At 39.0% G+C, this 22,353-nt stretch carries 16 protein-coding genes; 9 read left to right on the forward strand and 7 right to left on the reverse strand.

The window, feature by feature from the left end:
- Window positions 1–23: 23 nt before the first annotated feature.
- The 4 genes from N9I19_RS00120 to N9I19_RS00135 form a co-directional block, all read right to left on the reverse strand.
- The gene (locus N9I19_RS00120; RefSeq protein ID WP_317776841.1) at window positions 24–4,304 is read right to left on the reverse strand and encodes a S8 family serine peptidase; all 4,281 of its coding nucleotides are present in this window, start codon (window positions 4,302–4,304) and stop codon (window positions 24–26) included.
- Window positions 4,305–4,773: 469 nt separating this feature from the next.
- Entirely contained in the window at window positions 4,774–5,559 is a 786-nt protein-coding gene (gene yidC, locus N9I19_RS00125; RefSeq protein ID WP_284471386.1) for a membrane protein insertase YidC, read from the reverse strand.
- Between the two features lie 28 nt (window positions 5,560–5,587).
- Window positions 5,588–5,881, reverse strand: a complete 294-nt coding sequence (locus N9I19_RS00130) for a hypothetical protein (protein WP_317776677.1) — start codon at window positions 5,879–5,881, stop codon at window positions 5,588–5,590.
- Window positions 5,882–6,611: 730 nt separating this feature from the next.
- Window positions 6,612–7,433 carry a glycerophosphodiester phosphodiesterase gene (locus N9I19_RS00135; RefSeq protein ID WP_317776678.1) on the reverse strand — a complete coding sequence of 274 codons (822 nt, stop codon included), beginning with the start codon at window positions 7,431–7,433 and terminating at the stop codon, window positions 6,612–6,614.
- Window positions 7,434–7,651: 218 nt separating this feature from the next.
- Between N9I19_RS00135 and N9I19_RS00140 the strand changes: the two genes are divergently transcribed.
- Entirely contained in the window at window positions 7,652–8,968 is a 1,317-nt protein-coding gene (locus tag N9I19_RS00140) for an MFS transporter (protein WP_208857046.1), read from the forward strand.
- Window positions 8,969–9,007: 39 nt separating this feature from the next.
- Here N9I19_RS00140 and N9I19_RS00145 read toward each other — a convergent pair whose 3' ends face one another.
- A complete protein-coding gene (locus tag N9I19_RS00145; RefSeq protein WP_317776679.1) occupies window positions 9,008–9,424 on the reverse strand; it encodes an organic hydroperoxide resistance protein in 417 nt (138 codons plus the stop codon).
- Window positions 9,425–9,617: 193 nt separating this feature from the next.
- Between N9I19_RS00145 and N9I19_RS00150 the strand changes: the two genes are divergently transcribed.
- Genes N9I19_RS00150 through N9I19_RS00160 form a run of 3 tightly spaced genes read left to right on the forward strand, consistent with a single transcriptional unit; the run spans window position 9,618 to window position 12,833 of the window.
- Window positions 9,618–10,001, forward strand: a complete 384-nt coding sequence (locus tag N9I19_RS00150) for a GntR family transcriptional regulator (RefSeq protein ID WP_061462200.1) — start codon at window positions 9,618–9,620, stop codon at window positions 9,999–10,001.
- Window positions 9,998–10,897, forward strand: coding sequence for an ABC transporter ATP-binding protein (locus N9I19_RS00155; protein ID WP_289337931.1), 900 nt, complete (start codon window positions 9,998–10,000; stop codon window positions 10,895–10,897). Before N9I19_RS00150 ends, N9I19_RS00155 begins: the two co-directional genes overlap by 4 nt.
- A complete protein-coding gene (locus N9I19_RS00160) occupies window positions 10,872–12,833 on the forward strand; it encodes a DUF6449 domain-containing protein (protein WP_317776680.1) in 1,962 nt (653 codons plus the stop codon). The genes N9I19_RS00155 and N9I19_RS00160 overlap by 26 nt, the downstream gene beginning before the upstream one ends.
- Before the next feature lie 129 nt (window positions 12,834–12,962).
- Here N9I19_RS00160 and N9I19_RS00165 read toward each other — a convergent pair whose 3' ends face one another.
- Complete coding sequence (locus tag N9I19_RS00165; RefSeq protein WP_061462203.1) at window positions 12,963–13,166, reverse strand: cold-shock protein; 204 nt, start codon at window positions 13,164–13,166, stop codon at window positions 12,963–12,965.
- A gap of 864 nt (window positions 13,167–14,030) precedes the next feature.
- Here N9I19_RS00165 and N9I19_RS00170 point away from each other — a divergent pair.
- Window positions 14,031–15,605, forward strand: coding sequence for a peptide chain release factor 3 (locus N9I19_RS00170; protein WP_061462204.1), 1,575 nt, complete (start codon window positions 14,031–14,033; stop codon window positions 15,603–15,605).
- A gap of 139 nt (window positions 15,606–15,744) precedes the next feature.
- Here N9I19_RS00170 and N9I19_RS00175 read toward each other — a convergent pair whose 3' ends face one another.
- The gene (locus N9I19_RS00175; RefSeq protein WP_317776846.1) at window positions 15,745–15,900 is read right to left on the reverse strand and encodes a hypothetical protein; all 156 of its coding nucleotides are present in this window, start codon (window positions 15,898–15,900) and stop codon (window positions 15,745–15,747) included.
- Window positions 15,901–16,933: 1,033 nt separating this feature from the next.
- Here N9I19_RS00175 and dcuS point away from each other — a divergent pair.
- The 4 genes from dcuS (at window position 16,934) to N9I19_RS00195 (ending at window position 22,299) form a co-directional block, all read left to right on the forward strand.
- Window positions 16,934–18,535 (forward strand): DcuS/MalK family sensor histidine kinase, encoded by a 1,602-nt coding sequence (gene dcuS / locus N9I19_RS00180; RefSeq protein WP_317776681.1) that lies wholly within the window; start codon window positions 16,934–16,936, stop codon window positions 18,533–18,535.
- Window positions 18,532–19,239 (forward strand): response regulator, encoded by a 708-nt coding sequence (locus N9I19_RS00185; protein ID WP_317776682.1) that lies wholly within the window; start codon window positions 18,532–18,534, stop codon window positions 19,237–19,239. Before dcuS ends, N9I19_RS00185 begins: the two co-directional genes overlap by 4 nt.
- 296 nt (window positions 19,240–19,535) lie before the next feature.
- Window positions 19,536–21,230 (forward strand): NAD-dependent malic enzyme, encoded by a 1,695-nt coding sequence (locus N9I19_RS00190; protein ID WP_317776683.1) that lies wholly within the window; start codon window positions 19,536–19,538, stop codon window positions 21,228–21,230.
- Between the two features lie 121 nt (window positions 21,231–21,351).
- The gene (locus tag N9I19_RS00195; protein WP_214790594.1) at window positions 21,352–22,299 is read left to right on the forward strand and encodes an AEC family transporter; all 948 of its coding nucleotides are present in this window, start codon (window positions 21,352–21,354) and stop codon (window positions 22,297–22,299) included.
- The last annotated feature ends 54 nt before the right edge of the window (window positions 22,300–22,353 follow it).

Below are 22,353 nucleotides of genomic sequence, written 5' to 3' on the forward strand. Positions count from 1 at the left end.
AAAGGGAAGCATGGCCTTTGTACTTATTTATTAGCGTTAATCCATAGGATGCCAGTCGCTTTTTGGGTTGTGATATTATCATGACCATCTGCAGCTTTTACTTCCACAACGGCACCAGGTGCCTTTACATTCGCTGTTGCAGTATAGTAGCCAACATAATGTCCTGAAGATGTTTCTTTCATCGGCAATTCAGTTGCATTTGCGATGCTCCTTGCATTTGTCAAAGGCATCAGTATTGAGAAACTGGTTGTTAGTCCGGGTTCACTGTCAAATTCGATTTTGACCGATTCGCCGCTTTTCAAGATCTTATCCTCTTTCGGCAATAAATCAGTTATTTCCGGGGCGATATACTTTGCATCGATCGAGACGGATTTAGTGCTTTTATTGCCTGCCTTGTCCAGTGCGACTACCTTAATGTTATTGATACCTTCATTCAACATAAGTCGATAGGTGAAGGTGTTGTCTTTCACAGTAGCTTTCTGACCATTTACTTTGACATTATTAAGATTTTCATCCGAAATCGTACCTGTAACGATTACCGATTCACGGTTGGTTTTGGAACCGTCTACAGGTGCAGCAATCGCAAGTTCCGGTTTAGCCGTATCCAATATCACTTTTACAGATGGAGAGGCCTCAGTAGAACCTTGACTAGTTCGAGCTTTTGCTGTCAAAGTATTTTCACCATTCCTTAATGTGACTGGAACAGTGAAGGTTCCTGTTTCAGTTGAATCAGTACTTGCTACTTTCTCACCTTTGTTAAAAATATCTACCTTTGTTGCAGGTGCGGATATACCTTCAACTGTTACTTCTTTTTGATTCGAATACGCATTGTCTTTAGGAGAGGTAATTACAGGTTCCTTCACTTCGTAATTGACAGTGGCACGAATCATGTAGTTTCCTTCATCAGTTGGTGATTGCGACCATGAACCACCGACACCCTGCCAGCTTCGTCCTGAATTAGGTCCATCTTCATCTGTACCTAATCCTGGAGCATTCGGATTGGCCTTCGATTGGGTATAAACAATAAAGAAATCACCCTCAACCATGATTCCATGCTCGCTCAGATCAATATGTGTCCATTGACCGTCACGCAACGCAGTCTTATTGAAAGGACCTGCGATTTTTTTACCTGGCGATCCTTCTGTTCCTGAAGCATCATATACAGAAACTTGGAATTCAGTCCCGCCCGGAACAGGCCATGTGGTATCCCAGAAGCGTAAGAGAGCGCCGGTTACATTTGCCGATTTATTTCCCGAAGCTAGCGACATCTTTACTGCCCAGCTGTTTCCTGCCGCATTATAGGCACGGGCATTTTCTGCTGTTCCGTCGTCATACTTAATCTCATCTGGGTACCCGATGAACGGTTTCAGTTCAATATCTTTCGTGGAGTTATTACCGTCCGAAATCGTTACTGATGCTTCATTGCCGTAATAAGAAGGAGCCATGACTTTCAAGGTGTATTTACCTTCATAAGCAGTTAAGGAGTATTCACCCTTTGAATTTGTGGTTACCGGTTTAATGGCAGCATCTTCAAGAAGGTATACTGTAGCACCAGAAACTGGTTCACCAGAAATTTTGTTGGTGATTGTACCGTTGATTGTACCTTTAGGAATTTCTTGAAGTATAAAGTTCGCAGTTGTTATGTCATCCTGTTCTACGTTGACTCTTGCTGTTTGCGATAGATACCCATAAGTTTCTGCTTGCAAAGTGTATGAACCTGATGCATGTGTTAGTTGGTAGGAACCATCTTGTGGGTTTGTATACACAGATCTTCCTGTTTCTAAAACACTGACCTGAGCCTGCAATGGAAGAAGTAATGGAGCAGGCTGAGCTTTTTCAGGGTCACTTTTCACTTTTTCTGCAATGGGCTTAATTTTATCAGGATCAACTTTCGGTTTGGCTGAAACGGAAGAGTCAGACTTGTTAATACCTAATCCTTTTTTAGCTTTTGCAGACGGTTGAAGGGCAGTATCAGCCAATTTAACATCATCAATATACCAGCCAGGTTTTTGGACTGAACCATCAGATGTTACATTAAAGGCAATATAGATTCGTTCTCCAGCATATTGGCTAAGGTTTACTTCTCCATCAATCCAACTATTTGATTTATCGTTAAAACGAGCTGCTTGAACCCAGTTCGTTCCATCTTTAGAGATAAATAAATGGGCGAAATCATAATTCTTTTCAAGTTCGTACCAATGTTTAAATTGTAAATAGCTTGTCCCTTCTGGAACATCGATTGGAGGCATTTGCAGACTCATGTTGGCACCATTGGAATAGTTTCCAGCAAGATTTGTTGCATAAACCTTTTGACCGGAAGATGCAGAACCTGGTCCGCTTGACGGAACGCCCCAATCCCAGGCATTATTCGTGCCAAATGAGCTCCATCCAGTTGGTTTCTCTTCGAAATCCTCTGTATAACCTAATCCAATTCCAGGCAAAAGATCGATGGTATAATCATCTGTAGCTGTCTCTGAACCACCGAAGTCTATAGCGGTCCATTTATAAACGATGGTATCTTCCGTCAACTCCGAACCCGGAATAGTAGCCTCAAACGTTCCCGATTTATGGTCACCGTCAGATCTTTCACCTTTGATTTCAGCCCAAATTCCATCGGCTTTTTGATAGCTAAGGGTAACGGAAGTGACACTTACATTATCAGACACTTCAGCCTGAAGCGATAGATTCATTTTTTTATACGACTTTTCTGGTGCTTGATGCGAAATGACAGCTGCTTCTGAGTCATCTCCAGACTTGGTTACTTTTCCTTCAATTTTCCCAAGTCCGCTTACAACTGATGAAACTGCATCAAATGCATTTACAAGGCCATAGCCATAGGCATGGTTGGGCGTTACTGGATAATTATTGTCTGTCAATGGAGTAGCAGTTGTTAGTAAGATTTCCTCAAGTTGGTCAACTGTTAAGCTGGCATTTGCTTGTCTTAATAGAGCAGCGACCGCTGAAATGTGAGGACCTGCCATAGATGTCCCGTTCCATCCGCCTTCATATGCACCGCCAGGAACGGCAGAACGAATGTTGACGCCTGGTGCAGAAATATCCGGTTTAATTTCTCCGTAGGGTGATGGTCCGCGTAAGGAAAAACTGCCGACTTTATTGTTTAGGTCGGTTGCTCCAGTGGCAAATGCCTCTGGATAGTTCGCTGGATTCGCTACTGAACCAGCACCGCCAGGATTTGATAATGTAGTGTTTCCTGCAGAAAATTCCGGGAATATCTCTGCAGCTTTCCAGGCTTGTACCATTGGACGGTACCACTCGTCGAGACCTGCTCCGCCCCCCCAAGAGTTATTGACAACATCAGGTGCTTTCTCAGGATGGGGATTTCCAGAAGCATCTTTCGGAGCGATAACCCATTCTCCTGCCTCTAATAAATCTATGTCTGACCCGCCATCTTCAGAAAACGCTTTAACGGAAATGAATGTGGCACCTGGGGCAACCCCGATTTGATTTGCACCATTTGGTTCAGAACCTACCATCGTACCGATTGTGTGAGTTCCATGATCTAAATCATCATATGGTGAAGCTTGTCCGCTTACAGCATCAAACCAGTTGTATTCATTGTTTGGAACATCTGGATTGGCAGGATTATACCCGCGGTACTTGGTTTTTAATGCTGGGTGGTTCCATTGGACACCTGTATCAATGGAAGCAATGACGGTTCCTGCTCCATCAATGCCCATATTCCAGACAGCAGGAGCCCCGATTTTTTCGATATTCCACTCAACGGAAGATGTTTCTGCTTTCGTTTTACTTGCGCTTGAGCTTTTAAGGGCTTTTGAAGCGACAGTCTTGCTTGCCGGCGTAATAAGCTGTCTTGTTTCATTTGGCATGATTTTTTCTACTTCGGGGAAAACTGCGATTTGCTCCATAACATCCTTTGTGGCTGTCACGGCAATCGCATTAACAATATAAAAAGATTGAAAATCCTTTGCATTACCGGCTTTTTCTTGCTTTTTTAAGTAGTTCTTAATATTGACTTGTGTTTCAAGAGCAGTAGCACGAAGCTCAGAGACTACACTTGATCGTTTAAGTAACTTTGAATTATTTGCAGATAATTTTTGTGATTTTGCTGTTTTTGCAGCTTTTGAGGATACGTCCTTGGTGTCTACTTGTTCTTTGAATTTAACGAGAAAGGTTACCTTTTCGTTTTTTTCATATTGGGAAAGTACTTTTGCGGCGATTTTCTTTTGATTCTTCCCCGATAATTCATCTTTAGCGGAAGTATGAAGTTTATTAGATGCTGCTGTGATGGAGCTTGTCGGCAGAATGATCGATCCAATAAGCATGATCGTGAATAATAAACCTAACCATTTTCTTTTGTTTTGCAAGCAAGTTTTTTCCCCCTATTCCATTTTCAAAGAACAAAAAGCGACCAGCCTATACCCAATTTCCCCTCCTTTCTAAATAATTGGCCACTATGTAGAACCATGTTAATGATAACCAATAAACATATGAAAAAAATGTCATATTTTGGAATTAAAAATGCTGTTTCGTGAAAATGAACACATTGTAGGAAGAGTGTGTATGGAAAAATAAGGGAAAATACCTCTGATTTGAAAAGAGAACGGAAGGAATATAAAAAAAACATGCTATTCTACGGGTGTCGAAAGGACTCTTTTTTATTTCAAAAATAAAAATGGTAATAAAGGTTCAAAATGTCTTGTTTACAATTTGTTGTATAGACGGCAATCTTAACTCGAGACATGTCAGTGAATGGAAAGTCCTTGAATGAAAAAAAAGCTAATCCAATTTGGATTAGCTTTTTTTCATAACCGTTTCATTCTTCGCAGGCACATTGGCATGATCTTTTTTATAAACTCGTTGCAGCACGATGGACTGAACAATCATGAATAAACCTCCGATTGACCAATACAGTGGCAATGCTGCAGGAGCGGAGAAAGAAATGAATAAAATCATCACTGGTGAGAGCAGGCTCATCACCTTCATTTGTTTCTGCTGTTCTTCCGGCATTTGTCTCATGGAAATGACTGATTGGAAATAATAGATGACACCAGCGATAATCGCCATGGCAATATTCGGCTGGCCAAGGCTGAACCAAAGGAAATTATGGGTCGCAATTTCATGGGAACCTTGAATCGCATAATAAAAGCCCATTAGAATCGGCATTTGGATTAAAAGCGGCAGACAGCCCATATTTAGCGGATTGACTCCGTGCTTTTGGTAAAGCTGCATCATTTCCTGTTGCAGGGCCTTTTGTTTAACTGGATCCTTAGTCTCTTTAATTTTCTGCTGGATTGCTGCCATTTCTGGTTTCAGCCCATTCATCTTCGTTTTCATGCTGAGCTGCGTTTTATACTGCTTGGCAGTCAGTGGAAGCAAGACTAGACGGATGAGAAATGTCATCATAATGATACTTAAACCATAGTTACCATTAAATATATCAGCATTGAATTCAAGCATTTTTGTCATGGGGTTAACCAATGCTGTATGAAATGGGCCGCTCGTTGCTGCAGAGCATCCTGTCAAAAGGGTCGTAGCTAAAAATAGGACGGTAATTAGTAACATGCTTTTCTTCTTCAAAATAATTCCTCCTCAAAATTGTAAGTGGTTAAACAACAATAAGGAGGCTTGGTTCATCTGAATCATCGAGTGAATCCTTTTGCTTTTGCCGGATAAATGTGAAAAAGCGCTGTGCACCCCGCCAGTCAAAAATGCTGCATGCTTGAACAGGGGATTTACTTTTATCTGAATGAATGGAAGCTTGATATTTATCGTTCAAAAGCGATTGCTTTTTATTTAAGAAGTAAAACGCAGCCAGTGGAAAGACAAAGGTCAATAAGTAACCTGCCCATACCGCATGACGAACGGTCTGATAATCGAATTCTAATAATAATTCCCACATAGGAATCCCTCGTTTTTTCTAAGATAAAAAAATTTAGTTCCGCTGGCCTCCACGTTGATTTAGGGGCCAGGAATGACTATCTTGATTTAATGAGTTTAAATCATTAAGAACACTATATCAAATTTTAGTGCATGAAAGCTAAAAAATATAGGGTTATTTTCAAAAAATACACAGGGAATATTTTCTGGAATATTAATTTGACATTAAACGTCTTGCAGAATCCAGATCGTGAATGTAATTCGAGCGAAGATTGCACAAATGGACATTCGTCTACATATGGATAAAAGGAAGTTCAAATATGAGGTGAAGAAGTATAAAACCGAGCGATATAATCGACCAAAATAACGGTACCGAAAACTCCGTGGCAGGTAAAAGATGGAGACGAAGCCACCAGTGATGGGCCTATTATGGAACGGACGCGCATGAAATACCATCATTTCAATGTTTTAAAAAACCAATCCGCATGAGGGATTGGTTTTTTATTTTGGCTCTTTTCGTAAAGATTGTTGTTTTTAAAACGAAACTATTTAAGGTTGATTGGAGCGGAAGTGCGAGACTCCTGCGGGAGCAGCGGGACAGGTGAGACCCCACAGGCGTTTACGCCGAGGAGGCTCACCGCCCGCCCCGCGGAAAGCGAGCATCTGGAGGGGAAATCAACCACAACTCACTACCTGGTAAATAGCAACAAAGTATGTGAAAACAGCCTTTATTTTTTAATTCATTCAAAGTTTCAATCCAAAAAATAATCAGGAAAATCGGAGATGATACCATCTAACTTCATCTTTTTGAACATGTGTATTTGTTTTTTATTGTTGACGGTCCATGTATACACTTTCATCCCGTGCTCCTGGATGCGTATTTGCAGCTTAGGACTCATAATCGTTTGCTTTGGATTCAAAAATGATGCAAACTCTGCAATCTCTTTTAATTTTTGGTCATTAATTCGCCGTTTTATCAAAACGCCCACTTGTATGTCCGGCATTAGCTGATGAAACCTTTTCATGGATTCCAAATCGAACGAATGAACCATAACCCTATTATTCCCTGATGAATATTCTTGGATCTTTCCTAATTCTTCAGCAAGTTTCTTTTCAATGCCGGGATAAGAAGATGGATGTTTTATTTCGATTAAGATTCCAACTTCAGACCCGAAATTCTCCAATACCTCACTAAGTAAGGGGATCCTTTCGTTTTTATAACGAGTATGATACCAGCTCCCTGCATCCAATCCCTTTAATTCGGCCGCCGTATAATCACGGAGGTTTCCTTTGCCGCTTGTGGTTCGATCCAGTGTGGGATCATGATGAACCACAATTACACCATCTTTACTAAGATGAATATCCACTTCCAGGAAATCAGCTCCCAATTCAATTGCTTTATTAAAAGATGCCATTGTATTCTCGGGGCAATATCCAGATGCACCGCGATGTCCTATCTTAAGGGGGGAATGCTGCATAATGGAGTTCTCAGGGAATTCATTTTTTGTTCTTTTAGAGTAGAGAACGAACAAGACAAGTATGGTAACTAAGATAATAAGTAAAAATGCAATCACCGTTCACACTCCTTTTAGACACATTAATTATAAAAATCTTCGTTATCCTTTACCTTAACTTAAATAAAATAAAAGAAATTTGCAATTTGGCAGCCTCATTTCATAATTTTATATGTTAGATAGGAAAAAAACATGTTTAACACAATCCAGACTTAAGAGGATTTATTGGAAAGGTATGGAATACATATAATTTAAGTATCAATAAAGGGGGAAAGCTGATGGAATTGCAGGTGAAACCGAAGTCTAAAAAGTGGAAGGGGAATTTTGGTTTATATTTTTCCCTGCCCATTATCTCATGGGCCTTATACGATTTTGCCAATACGATTTTTTCTTCTAATATCAATACGATTTTCTTTCCATTCTTCCTCCAGGAACAGATAGGGGAAAATGCTGTCCTAGATCAGATTGCCAGTACCTTCATCTCCTACGCAAATGCGATTGCCAGTTTGTTTCTTGTTTTGTTTTCCCCGCTGTTCGGGGTCATGATCGATAGAACGGGAAAAATGAAAAAATACATTATGATTTTCACACTCATTTCTGTTGCAAGTACATTTTTAATGGGGATTTTTGGAGGGATTTCATTCGATGGGAAGTTTCTTGGCATCCCAATTTCCTTAGTGATCGTCATTCTTTTATTTGTAATCGCAAAGTTTTTCTATCATTCAAGTCTTGTTTTCTATGATACGATGATGAGTGATTTAGGCACGAAACAGCAATTGCCGCTTATATCAGGCTTTGGAGTGGCGGTAGGCTACCTTGGAACGTTAGTGGGACTGTCGATCTATCCATTCATAAGTAAAGGGAGTTCACATGAAGCCTTTATGCCTACGGCCATTTTATTTTTGGTTTTTTCGCTTCCCTTATTCTTTTTTTTAAAAGAGACCCCAAAACAGCAAAAAGCCAAACAACCTTTTTTATCCGGTTATAAGGAAATTAAATCAACATTCAAAGAGATGCAATCCTATCGATCGGTTTTTACATTCATGATTGCTTATTTCTTTTTAAACGATGCAATTGCGACCACTATTGGCATGATGGCCGTATATGCCAAGACAGTTGTCGGATTTTCTTCAAGCGGGTTCATTTTGCTTTACTTGGTATCGACAGTATCGAGTATTGCCGGATCGTTTCTGTTTGGATACATCACACAGTCGAAGGGATCGCGGATAGCTGTGACATATGTGGGAATTCTGCTCTTGGTCGCTTTATTTATTGCGGTCTTTGCCCAAACCGCTCTTTGGTTCTGGATTGCAGGAAGTATGTTCGGCATTTCGCTGGGGTCGATGTGGGTTACATCACGGACATATATAATTGAATTGACCCCGGATGAGAAGAGGGGCCAATTTTTTGGGCTATTTGCATTCTCTGGAAAAGTATCTTCAATAATCGGTCCGCTTTTATATGGAACGATTACGTTGGTTTTCCATGACCTCGGTACATTGGCGAGCCGGATGGCATTAGGGTCACTGATTATCATGGCGGTTATTGGTCTGGGCTTTCTTTTGAAAATGAAGGGTTTGGAAGAAGTGAAATAAGGAAAAGGGAATGGAGCGGGCCCATTCCCTTCCTAATCTTTATACCAAAATCAAGGTGACATCAATGTTCCCACGAGTTGCTTTTGAATAGGGGCAGATCATGTGGGCTTTTTTGACAAAGTCTTCGGCTTCTGCTCTGCTTAAGTCAGGAATTGAAACATCCAACCTTACAGCCAATTTAAAGCCACCGTCTTCCTCATCTTTACCGATCGTGACATTTGCCGTCACGGAAGTATCGACTTTTTGCTTTTCTTTTTGCAGAACAAGATTCAAGGCACTGTCAAAACACGCAGCATAACCGGCTGCAAATAATTGTTCAGGGTTTGTAGCTCTTTCACCGGAACCACCCAATTCCTTAGGTGACCTCACATCAAAATCCAGAATTCCATCCTCTGATTTAACATGTCCTTCACGACCACCGTGTACGGTAACAGTAGCTGTATATAATGGTTTCAATAAAAACAACTCCTTTGTATATTCTTACTATCATTAGTTCCCGCCTTTAAGTCTTATTAAACAAAATAAAGGGGGTTTATAGGAGTGCATTGCTTGAATTTTGGTTATTAATTGGTTTTAAATTGGAAGAAATTGTTTTATAATGAACTGTATTAGAAGGTGTAATACACCCAATGTTCAAGGAGGGGTGATGATGTTTGAGTTGGATGTACAAAGCAGAAAGCCGATATATGAGCAATTGATGGATAAGTTTAAGGAACTAATGATCAATGAAGTTTTACAGGCACATAATCAGCTCCCATCCATTCGAATATTGGCTCAGGAATTGACCATCAATCCAAATACAATCCAAAAAGCATACAAGCAGCTTGAATTCGACGGGTATATTTATACTTTACCAGGAAAAGGGAATTTTGTAGCACCTCCTAAATCTTTGAAAAATTCATTGAATGAAGAAAAGATCAGAAATGAGCTTGCAAAGGTTCTCGCTGAAGCTCTGTATATCGGGATAGATAAACATGAAATTTATAGATTAGTAAAAGAAATCAGTCCATTGGCAAAGGGGGGAGATTCATGATTGAAATAAAACAGGTGAGTAAATTATATGAGGGAAAAGAAGCAATCAAGAACGTCACCTTGGTCATACAAAAAGGCTCCATATTCGGGTTATTAGGTTCCAATGGAGCGGGGAAAACGACTCTATTAAAAATGCTTTCAGGCAATCTGATACAGGATTCCGGTGAAGTCTTTATTGATCGATCATTTGTGTTTGAAAACCGTGAAGTGAAAAATCGTTGTTTCTTCCTCCCTGATACGCCATATTTCCTGGCTAACTATACGATCATGCAAATGGCAGGTTTTTATAGCCATATTTATAGTGATTGGAATCAAGAACGTTTTTACCAATTACAGGAAGTTTTCTCGATGCCTTTCCAATTTAAAATACATAAACTATCAAAGGGTATGCAGAGACAGGTTGCTTTTTGGCTCGCACTCTCGACGATGCCGGAAGTTCTCATCCTAGATGAACCGTTTGATGGGTTAGATCCGGTCATGCGTAAAATTGTGAGACAGTTGTTGATTCAGGATGTCTCGGAAAGGGATATGACGGTATTAATATCGTCTCATAATCTCCGGGAAATTGAAGATTTAGCTGACCATGTAGGGATATTGCATAAGGGAGAGCTTGTTATCCAAAAGGATTTGGACGACTTAAAAGCAGATGTACATAAAGTGCAAATTGCCTTTAAACATAAAATCCCCCATGGTTTATACCGTGGAATTCAAATTCTTAACAAGGAAAGGCGCGGCAGTGTGATCGTTTGCATTGTTAAAGGTGCAGAATCCGTGATTAAATCCCACTTTAATCAATTTCAGCCTGAAATATTCGATATTCTCCCCCTTACTCTAGAGGAGATATTCATTTATGAAATGGGGGATATAGGTTATGTCATCCAGAATAACCTGGTTTAATGAAGAATTGATTATCTATATTTTCAGAAGCACTGGCTGGATTGGCTTCCTATACTTCGTCGGCCTAATATTTGCACTGCCACTGGAAATGTTAACGATTATTTTGAATGAGAATAATGAATATGTTGAGTTCGAAAACCTTTTTTCCAGTCAGCAGAGGATTCAATATGTCTTGGTCATCGTTATTCCAGTATTATTTGCCATCTTCCTCTTTCGGTTTTTACAGATGAAACAAGCTTCCGATTTTATTCATAGTTTACCGATTACTAGACGAAACATCTTTTTTCATATGATTGGGATGGGAATGGGCTTCATAGTTTTGCCTATTTTACTTACAGGTTCAATCTTGATATTATTCCACTCTGCAATAGACATAGAAAGGCTTTATACCATTCCGGATATTTGGTCCTGGATGGGGATTACATTTATTTTGGAAGCTTTGATCTTTTCTGTTGCCGTTTTAATTGGAATGGTGACGGGATTATCGGCCTTGCAAGGCTTGCTGACATATATTTTTCTAGCTTTGCCGGTGGGATTGTTTGTCTTGTTTGCAGCCAATGTGAAGTTTTTGATAGCAGGATTTTCTGCAGATTATTATCTTAGTGCCAATATGAATGCCATTTCACCCTTATTAGCTGCAACGGAGATGGAAAAAATCACTTTTTTCTCAGTTGATATATTAATCTACAGTATATTGACCCTTCTTTTTCTGCTTAGTTCTCTTTTTCTATATGAGAGGAGAAAGTTGGAGCATGTATCGCAGGCATTTGTTTTCCCTAAGATAAAGCCATTATTTAAATTCGGACTGACTCTATGCATGATGCTGCTGACAGGGCTTTATTTTAGCGGAACGACAGGCAAACCAGGCTGGATTTTCTTCGGATATATCGTTGGTTCTTTGCTTGGATATTATTTAGGGGAAATCGTCCTGCAAAAGACTTGGCGAATACGGCTCAACCTGAAAGGTTATACAGCATTCACAGTGTTTATTATTGTTCTGGCGCTTATTTTAAAAATAGACCCCATTCAATATATGTCCAAGATTCCTGATGAAAAGATGATTAACCAAATATATATTGGCGATGCTCCTTTATTTTTTGATGATGACACGTTGGATCATGCACCCACTTATCTTAAAGAGAAGGAAAATAAAGAAGCGATCAGGTTATTGCATCAGCAAATTATCGAAAAGGGAAAAAAAGTTTCCATTGGTGAATTGGATGATGGAAAATCCATATTTCTGATGTATGAACTCAAGAATGGAAGACGGTTAGCGAGGGAGTATCATTTGCAAAACTATGACTTATACCTTCCGCTTTTGGCGAAAATTTATGAATCGAGTGAATATAAAAAAACGGTTAATGAGTTATTGAATGTTTCCGCTGAAGACGTTTCTAAAATCAAGATAACGGCGATCGGACAAGTGGAAAAATCAGTAACGATTACAGATGGTCAACAGCTGGACGAAGCAGTGCAGGCTTTGTCGGAGGACCTGAATAATCAGTCGTTCACCCAAATGACATCCTCATTTGGTGAATACGCTTCCATTGACATTCTTTTGAATAATAATAAAATCATTTATCTGAATTGGGACTCTTCTTATACTCAGTTTTCAAAATGGATGGAAAATTCCGGACAAGCGGAAGAAGCGCGGTTAATGGCTGATGATATCTCTTATATTCTGGTTGCAAAGACGGATCCGAAAATTTATAATTCGAATTCTGAAAGTAAACTTGTACAACAGATTGAACAAAAGCCGAATCGCATGAAAATTAACACGTCTCCGGAAATCAATTTGGCCATTGATAATGCCCAAATCGATTGGGGCGGAGAGTATTCAGCTGCCTTTTATTATAAAGATAGCAGAGATGTGGATATCAAGAGTTTTTCTGGCGAACATGTTCCCGGCTTTATTTTGGATCATTTTAACGAATGAGTGACAAGGTGAACAAAGATATGCCGCCTGTACACTGTGAATGAAAGGAATAAAATATAAAAGGATGCCGCCCTACTACGGGCGACATCCTTTTGCAATGCATAAGACTTATTTTTGTGTTACTTTACTTTAAAGTTTTACGACGTTTTTAGCCTGAGGTCCGCGGTTTCCTTCTTCGATCTCGAATTCAACCTCTTGACCTTCATCAAGGCTCTTGAAACCCTCTCCCTGAATGGCGGAAAAATGTACGAATACATCATCTTCATTTGGTACCTCGATAAATCCAAATCCTTTGTCGCTATTGAACCATTTTACTTTACCTGTTACTGTCATTCGATGAATCCTCCTAAAAAGTTAAAAAATATTAATGGTGATGATTTTACCTGGATGGGAAAATCAATTCACACATTATCAAGCATCCACATTCCAGTTAAAGTATCATACGAAGATGCTTGATAATGTGTGAAAGCCTAAAGTAAAAATTAACCCACTAACCTCTGGAGCAATTTCCAGTTTTTTAGTATATACCCACCTTTATAAAGGATAAAACAAATGGAAGCAATTTATACATTCCCATTTAGGGAAAATAATATTAGGAAGGCTTTATAAGGGGAAGTATAACGGTATTGTCGTGCAGAATTCTCCTGGTTTGAAATTTGACGGGAATGCCATGACCAAAAGGAAAAGCCCTTATGGTTGAAATTAAAATAATCGGGTATAGGATAAGGAAGAAAGGACTGATGGATAAATGAAGAAATTATTAAAAAGGGCCCTCATATTTGCTGCTCCCATCATATTCAAAGAAGTAAAGAAACGATGGAAAAACAAACGGAATCAAAAAGCGATAAAAACAGCAAGGTAAGTTGGAAAAACAATGAAATAATGAACGATAATCATAAGAATTCGGGTAAGGGGCGCTGATTAAGCGTCTTTTGTTTTGCTATCTGAACAAATCCTTTTATAGTGTTCCATTCACCTCTACATCTTTCCTTCATATCGTGTTAAAATAGTAAGGTTGATTGAAATGAATGCCGAGTAGCCAAGGCTTAAGCCTTATGATATATTGCTTCTTACATATATTGTGTATGATCAGGATCTTTGCTGCATACAAAGAAAGGTTGCCATTCCAATGTAAAAATTACGATAAATCCCCTATATATTTTTTATTGATGACTCCAATAATGAAAGGAACATTTTATGACTACATTAAAAGACGAGGTTCACTCTCGAAGGACCTTCGCAATCATCTCTCACCCGGATGCCGGGAAAACGACTTTAACAGAAAAATTATTGCTGTTTGGTGGTGCGATTCGTGATGCCGGAACAGTTAAAGCAAGAAAAACAGGGAAATATGCTACAAGTGACTGGATGGAGATAGAGAAGCAACGGGGAATTTCCGTTACATCCTCAGTCATGCAATTTGATTATGATGATTTCCGTGTTAATATTCTCGATACACCAGGTCACCAAGACTTCAGTGAAGACACATATCGTACACTGATGGCTGTTGATAGCGCCGTGATGATCATCGACTCGGCAAAAGGGATCGAGGATCAGACGGTTAAATTATTCAAAGTATGCCGGATGAGGGGTATCCCGATTTTCACTTTTATCAATAAAATGGACCGACAAGGTAAAATGCCGCTCGAATTGCTTGCCGAACTTGAAGAGGTATTGGGGATTGAAACATACCCGATGAACTGGCCGATTGGAATGGGAAAAGACTTCGTGGGTATTTACGATAGGTTCAATAATCGGATTGAACAATTCAAAACTGAAGGGGATGAGCGTTTCCTTCCGTTGAATGACGAAGGTGAACTCGAAGTGGATCATAAACTTAAGGATTCCCAGTTATATGAGCAAACTTTGGAAGAAATCATGCTGTTGACGGAAGCGGGTAACCAATTCTCTGAAGAAAACATTGCGAATGGAAAACTTAGTCCCGTATTTTTCGGAAGTGCTTTAACGACATTCGGTGTTCAGACGTTTTTGGATGCTTATCTGAAATTTGCACCAGCCCCACAAGCACGGATGACAACATCAGGTGAAATGAGTCCTGTCAGTAATGATTTTTCCGGCTTCATTTTCAAGATACAGGCGAATATGAATCCGAAACACCGTGATCGGATTGCTTTCCTTCGTATCTGCTCCGGTAAATTCGAGCGTGGAATGAGTGTCAACTTGAGCAGGACAGGGAAACCAATCAACCTTTCTTCATCTACTCAATTCATGGCAGATGATCGGAACACCGTAAACGAAGCCGTAAGCGGGGATATCATCGGTTTATATGATACCGGGAACTACCAAATCGGCGATACGATTACAACAAGCAAAGACATGTTCCAGTTTGAAAGGCTACCGCAGTTTACACCGGAACTATTCATGAGGGTAACAGCTAAAAACGTCATGAAACAGAAACATTTCCATAAAGGAATTAACCAACTTGTACAAGAAGGGGCAATTCAGCTCTTCAAAACGGTTCGGATGGAAGAATACCTGCTTGGTGCGGTTGGGCAACTTCAATTTGAAGTATTCGAGCATCGAATGAGGAATGAGTACAATGTTGAAGTCTTGATGGAGCGCATGGGCAGTAAGATCACACGTTGGGCTGAAGATGAAAAGCTGGATGAAAATCTTCATAGCACAAGAAGCATCCTTGTTAAAGACCGGTTTGATAAATATGCATTTTTATTTGAAAACGAATTTGCACTTCGTTGGTTCCAAGATAAAAATCCTGACGTGGAATTATATAATCCAATGGATTTGAAATAATGGAGAGGCCCGTGTAATATACACGGGTCAGTTTGTAGACAAAAGGGGTTCGGAATTAAAAAATTCCGAACCCCTTTTTGAGATTCCCTTTGAATTTTTGCCTGAAGTTAAGAGATTGGGGCTCTACGAGCCCACTATGTTAGGCCATTTTTGGACCTCGCCATGTCCAATTTGCCATCTTCTTTAAATTAATGGCAGCCTCCAGTTTACGAACCAAATGGTTCGGTGGCACCAGTTGATCTAACGTAATCATTTCAAGTTGATCTCGCTGAATAGAATCATGTTTAGAAAGCATCCTCATCACCTCAAGTTTTAATACTTCTATTTTAAAACAAAAATGACTCCAGGCAAAAGTGTTTATCTAAAAGGTAAGACAAAGTTGATTGGAGCGGGTGTTCGAGACTCCTGCGGGAAAAGCGCGTCTAGGGGAGACCCCGCAGGCGAAAGCCGAGGAGGCTCCCCGACCGCCCGCGGAAAGCGAGTGCCCTACGTTCCAATCAACGGCCAAATTGTACAACTCATAAAAAATAGACAAACTCGATTTTCCTCGAGTTTGTCTACAGTCTGGCCCGTGTAATATACACGGGTTTTTTCATTATCTGGAGCATTGTTTAAATATCGAAAGATTGCCCCGTCTACATCCGCACTGATGTCTACAATTACTAATCTTTTTTCATAATCATTAACATATCTCTAGTAATTAAATGATCTTTTCTATGTTTAGGCCATTTTACACAATTGATGACTAAGTCTAAACCTTGAGTACTGTCTTAATTCATTGTTGATTTGAAATCTGTTGAAAATGCGGGTATTTTAATCATTACCCCCTGTTTTAAACATGTCGACTTTAGATAAACGGAAACAGGGAGATAGAAGATGTTAGACAGCTGAATTTTTGAAAATTAAATAGTAACTAATTGGAAAGGTTAAAAGAAAAGCGTAGTAACTTTTAGCATGGTAAGAATTGCTGGGATATTCCGCGAAACTTCTTAGAACTGCATAATGCTAATAGAAAATTTGTGGCTTTAACCCTGGTGCAGGAGGAGAATAGCAAAAATAACTTATATTGAACTACCGATGTATGCATTTATATCCAAGCCTACGAAGGTATAGTCGGTTTTATCATTGGAAAATATTGCAGATGAATTAGTATTTTTAAGGATACGATTGGCAAATGGTTAGGTTAATTGAATTAAACAATTGGCTACCTTTTTGGAACTTGATAAAGTACCGAATAATTGTGTGATGTAGGCAAAATGAACATACTTAACATAAAAAGTATCTTCCTTAAAGTTAATAGAGTTTTTAGACCAAAGAGGTGTGTAGCAGTGAAAAAAGGGAAATGGAGTCTACAGTTTACTATTATGATACTGGTGTGTGGGGTAGTAGCCCTATCATTATTTATTACAGATATTCTTATTAGCCAAACAGTAGCGGATACAATAGAGAAGAGCCAGACTGAAAAAGCAGTAAACGTAGCACGCATGGCAGCACAAACGCCGCTTGTAATCGAAGCGTTAAGTGGAAGTGGGAACAATCAGGAAGTTCAGCAATTTGCCAATAGGATAAAAAAATCGACAGATGTAGAATTTGTAGTAATAATCGATAATAATGGAATCCGGAAAACTCACCCCGATCCAAGTAAAATAGGAAAAAAATTTGTTGGGGGGGATGAGAAAGATGTATTACGAGGTAGAGAGCACATATCTATTTCCAAAGGAACTTTAGGCAGGTCATTGCGTTCTTTCACCCCTGTTTATGATTCAGAGGATAATCAAATTGGAGCCGTGGTGGTCGGTATTTCTCTTCAAAAAGTTAATGATGCTGTTTTAAAAAGCCGTTTTAATATTTATGTGGGAACCGTTTTTGGAATATTAACCGGAATTGCCGGGGCAATACTTTTGGCAAGGTATATTAAGAAAATATTATTTGGGCTGGAACCTTTTGCTATTGCGAAGGTTTTAAAAGAGCGAAACGCCATTTTACAATCAGTTCGGGAGGGAATTATAGCGGTAGATCAGAGTTCAACCATTACTCTCATAAACAAAGCAGCTTTAAAGATATTTAAAAAAGCGGGCATTAATGAAAATCCAACGGGTAAAAAGGTAACTGGTTACATGCCTGACTCAAACCTGGATAGAATCCTGGAGACCGGCAAGGCCGAATTGGATAAAGAGCAGGATTTAAACGATAGTGTCTTACTAGTGAATAGGGTACCAGTATTTGTGAAGGATGAAATCGTAGGTGCCGTGGCTACATTTCGTGATAAAACAGAAATACATCTGCTGGCGGAACAGCTGACTGGAGTCCGTTTATATGCTGAATCGTTAAGGGCCCAGTCGCACGAATTCATGAACAAACTTCATGTAATACTTGGTATGGTGCATATGCATTATTATGATCAGCTTGCAGCATATATTAGTGATCTTGTTGACCACAGAGAGAACGAGATTGGCTTTATTACCAAAACCGTTAAAGATCCAGTACTAGCCGGTTTTTTAATTGGAAAACTAAGTTATGCCAGGGAAGCAGGTGCTAAGCTGGCATTATCCTCTGACTTTCCATTGCCAGAACCAGAAAATGCATCTATTACTCATGAGCTAATTACGATAATAGGAAATTTGATTGACAATGCTATAGAAGCAGTGGAAAAAAGGCCCGTTAAACGAATTGAATTAAAGTTTGATTATGCAGATGATATTTTAACTATTGAAGTTCATGATACTGGAAAGGGAATATCTGATGCCAATCTTAATCATATCCTTTTAAAAGGATTTACAACAAAAGGAGATGACAGGGGGATTGGTTTATATTTGGTTAAGGCAAGCCTGGATAAGCTAGGTGGAGATCTCGATATTAGTTCAAAAGAAGGTCAAGAAACAACGTTTGTGGTTTATATACCATACAAAAGCAAGGATGATGTAGGATGATTAAGGTAATGATCGTAGAAGATGACCCGATGGTTGCTGAGTTCAATAAGCGCTATTTGAATCAAGTCGATGGCTACGAATTAGCTGCTTTCTGTTCCTCAGTGGATCAAGCTCTGAATGTATTGGAAAATCAAAGAATAGGGTTAGTTCTATTAGACATTTTCATGCCTGGGAAAAATGGACTCGATTTACTCTCACAAATTCGAGAAAGTGAAAAAGAGATAGATGTTATTGTCATTTCTGCTGCGTCGGACATTGAGAGGATTCAGAAAGCATTGAGACTAGGTGCTGTTGATTATTTAATTAAGCCGTTTGAATTTGAACGTTTTAACGCGGCCTTATCAGCATATCGGAACAAATCAGCTTTTATTCAAGATAAAAATATGCTAAATCAAGAAGAATTAGATTATCGAATATTGCATCAAGAAGAAAATCATTTACCAGAGGAATTACCGAAAGGATTAGCTCAAGATACCTTAAAGATTATATGGAATGTGATACGGGTATTTAAAAATGCTCCCTTTTCAACAGAGGAAGTCGTAAATGTGGCGGGTATATCCAGGGTATCAGTAAGGAAATATTTAAAATTCATGAAGGATATCGGGGTCCTTGATGTTAAGGTAATCTATGGAACGGTAGGCCGACCAGTCTCCCAACACAAATTTAATGATGACAAGGGCCATATTATTCAACGTTATCTGTAAGTAGCCAAATGGCTGCTTACTTTTTTTAATTACATAATACTAAAATTAGTTAAATAAGCTAGTGTCCCCCGTAAATGACTACTAAGATATAGACTGGCGATTGAGTTATTTATAAATTTTTCACAAAATTAAACAAATAAGCAGTAATGAGGAAATATTTATGTTTTTATGTGCTGTATATTTATTTTCCTTTTTACAGTTTTCTTTTAGTAATTACACTTCCACAGGGAAGAATATACTCTATTGCCTGGTAATGATCATTTATAAATATACATTTTTAGGAAGAGGGTACGTCTATGACAGCTTATGATAAGACAAAAAAGGGCTTGGAAACAACTTTAAGAGGAAAAGGTATTCTGTCAAACCCTTTTATTAATAAAGGGGTTGCTTTCACTAAGGAAGAAAGAAATGAACTAGGATTGGTAGGCTTGCTGCCATCCCAGGTGCTTACTCTTGAGGAACAAGTAAAAAGAGCTTATGTACAATTCTCCACTCAACCTAGCGATATTCGGAAGAATGGAATGTTATATGATTTGTTTAATAGGAATGTGGTACTGTTTTACCGCCTACTTAAAGACCATCTAAGTGAAATACTTCCGATCATTTACACACCTACTGTAGGAGAGGCCATTCAACAGTACTCCCAAGAATATCACCGTCCAGGAGGTCTATACCTATCTATAGATAATATGGAGGGAATGGAAGATGCATTTAAAAACCTGGACCTTTCATCTGATGATATCGATTTAATAGTTGTTACAGATTCTGAAAGTATTCTTGGAATCGGAGATCAGGGAGTTGGTGGAATTAACATAGCCATTGGCAAATTGGCAGTCTACACTGCAGCTGCGGGAATTGATCCAAGCAGGGTGCTACCTATTGTCCTGGATGTTGGGACTGACAACGAAAGCCTGATTAGTGATCCACTGTATATTGGTAACAGGTTTGGGCGTGTTCGCGGTGATGAATACACCGAATTCATTGATTTATTTGTTAAAAATTCTCAAGCCTTCTTCCCAAGGGTATTGCTCCACTGGGAAGACTTTGGAAATATAAATGCACGAAATATAATCGATAATTATGGTGAAAAGATTCTCACTTTTAATGATGATATACAAGGTACAGGTGCAGTAACACTAGCCGCCGTAAAGTCTGCATTACAAGTAACTGGTGTTCCTTTAAAGGAACAAAGAGTTGTTGTTTTTGGTCCAGGTGCAGCAGGAATCGGTAATGCTGATCAGATGGTTGAAGCCATGATTCTTGATGGCATTTCAAGAGAAGAGGCATATGGTAACTTTTGGGCTGTCGATTATCGTGGATTGTTGATAGATGACATTCCGGATGTTTTGAAATTCCAAAAGTCGTATTGCCGGAAAGCTGAAGAAGTTGAGGAATGGGCTCGGAATGAAGACGGAATTATCCCATTATTAGAGGTAATAAAAAAGGTTAAACCAACCATCTTAATCGGTACTTCTGGTCAAACAGGAGCTTTCTCAGAAGAAGTTGTAAAAGAAATGGCAAAGCACGTGGAACATCCTATTATTATGCCGATGTCAAATCCGACTCCCTTAGCGGAAGCTGTTCCTGAAGACCTTATAAAGTGGACTCAAGGTAAAGCCTTAATAGCGACAGGAAGCCCGTTTGATGATGTTGACTATAATGGTGTGATTTATACAATCGGACAATCTAATAATGCATATATTTTTCCAGGACTTGGACTTGGTGCAATTGTCGCAGAAGCAACAATAATCTCTAAGGGCATGCTTGCAGCAGCATCATCTGCTGTTTCAAGATTATCGGATAGCAGTAAGCATGGTGCTTCTTTACTCCCTTCAATCAAACAATTGCAAGAGGTTTCTAAATCTGTAGCCATCGAAGTGGCAAAGACAGCCATTGAAGAAGGAGTTGCGAAAGCGGATATAACAGATATTGAAAAAGCAATTACAGAATACATGTGGAAGCCGGAGTACAAAACTATTTATGGGAAATAAATCCAGATTATTTTGTTGTCTCAAAAGAAAGGGGATCCGTTTTAGGGGATCTCCGTATAAGTCAGTCATAGTAGAATCTTTTAAATAGGACAATTTTTTTGGAAAGAGAAGTGCATCTCGAGTGAATATTGGGAATATATTTTTAACATTAATACCAATCTTTTTTACAATTATTATTGGTTATTTGGGTGGCTATTTTAAAATTTTTAATTCAGAATCATCCAAAGGGCTTAATACGTTAGTTACAAAATTTGCATTACCTGCACACTTATTCATTGGGATCACGACAACCTCAAAACAAACCTTAATTAATCAATGGTCATTTTTCTTAACTATGACCATAGGTGTTATTGGCTTTTACATTATCCTTTTAATAGTGGCTCGTTTGGTGTTTAAATACGATTTAACTAAAGCATCTATGTTTTCATTAAACGCAACTCAGCCAGCCTTTGCTTTTATGGGGATATCTGTATTAGGCAGTTTGTTTGGGGCGCAAGAGATAGCTATACCTATTGCGATTACCGGTATTGTGGTGAATGCCCTTCTGGATCCATTAGCAACAATAGTTGGTACGGTCGGACAATCCAGATTGGGTAAATCTAAAGATGAAAAAACAAACATTCTAGGTATTGTTTTGCATGGTCTTAGCGAACCGCTTGCATGTATTCCCTTACTTGCTGTTGTATTAACATTATTAGGGTTCCAGGCACCGGATATCATAAAAAATGCGCTTGATCAAATTGGGTCAGTGACATCTGGGGTTGCATTATTTGCTGTTGGTGTAACCGTGGGTATCCGTAAGATTAGCTTACGACCAATTGCTTTTGGTATTTCCATTTTAAAAGTTGTGGCTATTCCATTATATATGATTCTGGTTGCTCATCTAATTGGCCTTGATCATGCAGATACAATTAAAGCTATTTTGCTAGTATCATTTCCGGGATCTGCTGTAGCTGCAATGATTTCAACTAGATTTGATTCATTATCAACTGAAACAGCATCTTCATTTGTAATTAGTACCATTCTATCTTTAATTACATTACCTATCTATATTTCCTTGTTAATGTAGCCTTCTAAGTATCCATCCTTCTTGGATGGATACTTTTCAACAGAAGTTTGTGAA

It is taken from the genome of Peribacillus sp. CSMR9, from assembly GCF_033141925.1.
Taxonomy (GTDB): domain Bacteria; phylum Bacillota; class Bacilli; order Bacillales; family DSM-1321; genus Peribacillus; species Peribacillus simplex_A.